The sequence below is a fragment of the uncultured Sunxiuqinia sp. genome (genome assembly GCF_963974515.1).
Taxonomy (GTDB): domain Bacteria; phylum Bacteroidota; class Bacteroidia; order Bacteroidales; family Prolixibacteraceae; genus Sunxiuqinia.
The window spans coordinates 1-3278 of the sequence record NZ_CAXBDD010000194.1 but is presented as its reverse complement, the minus strand read 5'-3'; the positions used below and the strand labels follow the sequence as shown (position 1 = coordinate 3278).

Genomic DNA, 3278 nt, shown 5'->3' with positions numbered 1-3278 from the left:
GCCAGAGTTCATGCAGAAGCAGAAAGCCGCTCCCTACCTAAGCAAATAGAGTATTGGGCAAAAATTGGCCAAATCATGATCGACAACCCGGACTTGTCGTATGAATTTGTGCGTGAATCTTTACTGGCGACCGAAGAAGTCAAACAAGGATTAGTTAAACCTTATGTCAGAAGAACAAAACGAAATTGATGTTTATGAATCGCGACGATTTGAGAAAGCCATTAAAAAGCTGACAGAAGCGCAACTCAAAGTGGTTGAAGATGAGATCGAAAAAATTATTGAAGACCCTGAAATAGGGGAGCAGAAAAAAGGTGATTTAGCTTTTTTGAGAGTGCACAAATTCCAACTTGATAAGCAACTGGCTCTTTTAGGTTACTCGTGGATCGAAGACAGGCTTGAGATATACCTGCTTCAACTAGGTTCTCACGAAAACTTTTATAAAAAGATTAAAGGGCAACGCAAAGTTGATCAGAAACTGATTAAATCTTAGTAAATCAATACTGATGAAGGAGTCAGTTAGAGTCGGACTAATTGATTAGATATATCCACTATTTTTTCAAGTTGGCTGCCCCCTTTAACCGCATAAAATATCAAAATCTATAAGCACTATCATTCAACGGTCTGTCCATCACGCCCAAGTTTTCAATTGTTAAAACACCAGAAGGAGATGTTATAAAGCTTAATGAGTCATTTTTTGGTTCGCTTACGGTATAAGCCTGATTGCCAATGATATTTGTGTAAAAGGAGTTATAGGTTCTGCTGTAGTCGATATGTTCTCCATATGGAACTTGACTTGCTGTAATTAGGATATATTTTTGATTCGGTGACGATTGTTTATCAATTTTAATAAATAACTCAAAGTGGTTATTTCCCCTTATGGACCACCTAACAAAGCTTAAATGATTAGGATCTGATTCTCTCAATATTTTATAGTTCTCATCAAGGATATAGATTTTAGGTAAAAATAATTGAATTGGGGATGTGTTTTTTTCTTGTGTATACGTAACAAGCTTGTAATAAGTAGTGCCAGATAATTTAGATATATCGAAAAGTTTGTAATGGCTTTTAAAATCATTGAAATCGGTAGTATGGCTATTTTCTAACATTGTGAAGTGAATAGTTTCTTCACGTAACATTTCTTTGCTCATCATTTCGGGTGTTACGCAGCAATCCAATGTATTCAAATGTGCAAGGCGCTCATTTTGAGTTTTTATTGCCCCTTCAATCTCTGGTCTGTAGTTGTAAGTGCTACATCCCGTTGATAACAGAGTAGTAATAAGTATTAAACTTATTGAAATAAACTTCATAATTACCCTTTTTTATTACGGCGTGTTAATGAGGCTATTGGCCTCATAATTATTGTCAGGTGGTCATCTAATTTTGAAATCACTCGGGTCACACACCATTCTTTGTTGGATGGAGCTAAAAAGTACTACTAATCCCTACAGCTTAAATAGGCTCTCAAATAGTGCCTTCAGCTTATTGTGTCCCAGGCTATTCATTAGCGCCACGTTTCGTATTGGAATTTGATCGACATCAGGATATTCCACAATAGCTCGCTCAAGACTCGCCTCCCGAATTAGATGCAATAAGGGGTAGGGTGAGCGGTTTGTATAATTCTCTGCATCGTCCGGATTTGTACCGCCAAATTGATAGTCTGGATGAAAACTGGCGACTTGATAGGTACCTTCCAGTCCCATTTCCAAAAGGAGGTTATCGGCATTACTCAAAAACTGATTGTAGTCATAAAAGTCCTGCAATACATTTGGGTGTATCAGCAGCGTAGTTTCAACTGACGGATCACTATTGAGCAGTTCCAGCTCGTCTTGCAGTGACATCAACAATTGCTCTTCCGTTATCGCTCTTGTGGTAGCAAAGCGCACCCGATTGTTCAGCATCTCATACTTAGCAAATGGGCATAGATTCATTTCCATCACAAAAGTGTTAACCCATTGCCGGACCGAGTGAACAATTTCCTCGTCATTTCGGAGCTCACTTGGTCGTGATAATTTCTTCATTCGTCTTTCATATATCGTTACCCAAAATCAAATACTCTGACCCCCCATTGATTCTTCGAGGAATGAGCTGACGTTTAACTGGACTCAGGCATGAGCCCAGTTCACCAGCTTAACAAACAGACCTTTCAGTTCTGACTGCAATGCAGCAGCCCGGTCAGCAGAATACGGAGCAGGAGCGTCACCTTGAACTTCGTGCATGTAGCTTTGCTGAGCTATTTCTAACTGCAACCCGTGAACCTGACTGGAAGGCTTGCCAAAATGACGGGTTATCCAGCCACCTTTAAACCGACCGTTATGCACGAAAGAAAAAATACCACCGGATAAATGCTTTTCTACCAGAAGGGCAAGGTCTGGCGCGCAGCTTCGACCACTATTCGTACCTAGGTTCAAGTCGGGCAAAGTGCCGTCGAACAGTCGTGGACATTGTGAACGAATCGAGTGGGCGTCAAACAGAATGACAATGTCGTGATCCAGCAACAACCGGTCCAACTGGCCCCGAATAGCGGCATGGTAGGGTTCAAAATACTGCTTTTTACGACGTTCAACCTCTGCGTCGTCAAGAGGCGCTGAATACAGCGGCTGACCATCAAAACGGGTTGTTGGGCAAAGCTCTGTGGTGGCCTGTCCAGGGTACAATGACTGACCGGAAGGGTCCCGGTTTACATCGACCACGCAGCGGGAAATAGTAGTACGAACGGTGGATATTCCCATTGAGCTGACAAAATCGTACAACTGGTGCACATACCAGTCGGTATCTGTCAGGGCTTGTTCGGTCGAACAGGCAAGCTGTGATTGGATAGAATCGGGTATTTGCGTTCCAGTATGCGGTAAGCTCATCAGTACGGGGGCGCTGCCCTGATTGATTTCCAGCCATTCGGTTGTCATCATTGAAGCTCCAAAATGAAACTTTGTGTTTTGGCCTTTCTCAGACCGTTAGCCAAAGGAGCATCAATAGGGTCAGACACCATTGATTGTTGCTTGGAGCGACTAGATGTGAAGTGAATTTCAATCGACTCTGACCCTTTTGATTGCCATGGTCGTGATAATTTCTTCATTCGTCTTCCATATATCGACGCCCAAAATCAAACACTCTGACCTTATTGATTTTGGAAACACTTAATTATTAATCTTAATGAGCGAGTAAAATAAATGAGTCCATGACATGAATACATGCTGATTTTATAGTCATGATTTTTTTGTTTACTCTGACCTGCTCCCCACTTTCTAATCCATAAAAAACTTAGTAATGTTCATCACTGA

At 41.3% G+C, this 3278-nt stretch carries 5 protein-coding genes; 2 read left to right on the top strand and 3 right to left on the bottom strand.

Translation table 11 applies throughout. The features are described from left to right. The coding region (locus tag AAC033_RS18765; RefSeq protein WP_339741037.1) for a hypothetical protein at positions 1 to 189 on the top strand (189 nt) is incomplete at its 5' end. Next, positions 164 to 490 (top strand): type II toxin-antitoxin system RelE/ParE family toxin, encoded by a 327-nt coding sequence (locus AAC033_RS18760; RefSeq protein WP_339741035.1) that lies wholly within the window; start codon positions 164 to 166, stop codon positions 488 to 490. The genes AAC033_RS18765 and AAC033_RS18760, both read left to right, overlap by 26 nt. 100 nt (positions 491 to 590) lie before the next feature. Here the strand turns inward: AAC033_RS18760 and AAC033_RS18755 are convergent, their stop codons facing one another. From AAC033_RS18755 to hutG, 3 genes are all read right to left on the bottom strand, one after another. After that, positions 591 to 1307: a hypothetical protein gene (locus AAC033_RS18755; RefSeq protein WP_339741032.1), complete on the bottom strand. Its 717-nt coding sequence runs from the start codon at positions 1305 to 1307 to the stop codon at positions 591 to 593. Between the two features lie 135 nt (positions 1308 to 1442). After that, entirely contained in the window at positions 1443 to 2018 is a 576-nt protein-coding gene (locus AAC033_RS18750) for a DUF1415 domain-containing protein (RefSeq protein ID WP_339741030.1), read from the bottom strand. A gap of 84 nt (positions 2019 to 2102) precedes the next feature. Next, positions 2103 to 2906: an N-formylglutamate deformylase gene (hutG, locus tag AAC033_RS18745; protein WP_339741028.1), complete on the bottom strand. Its 804-nt coding sequence runs from the start codon at positions 2904 to 2906 to the stop codon at positions 2103 to 2105. Positions 2907 to 3278: the final 372 nt, after the last annotated feature.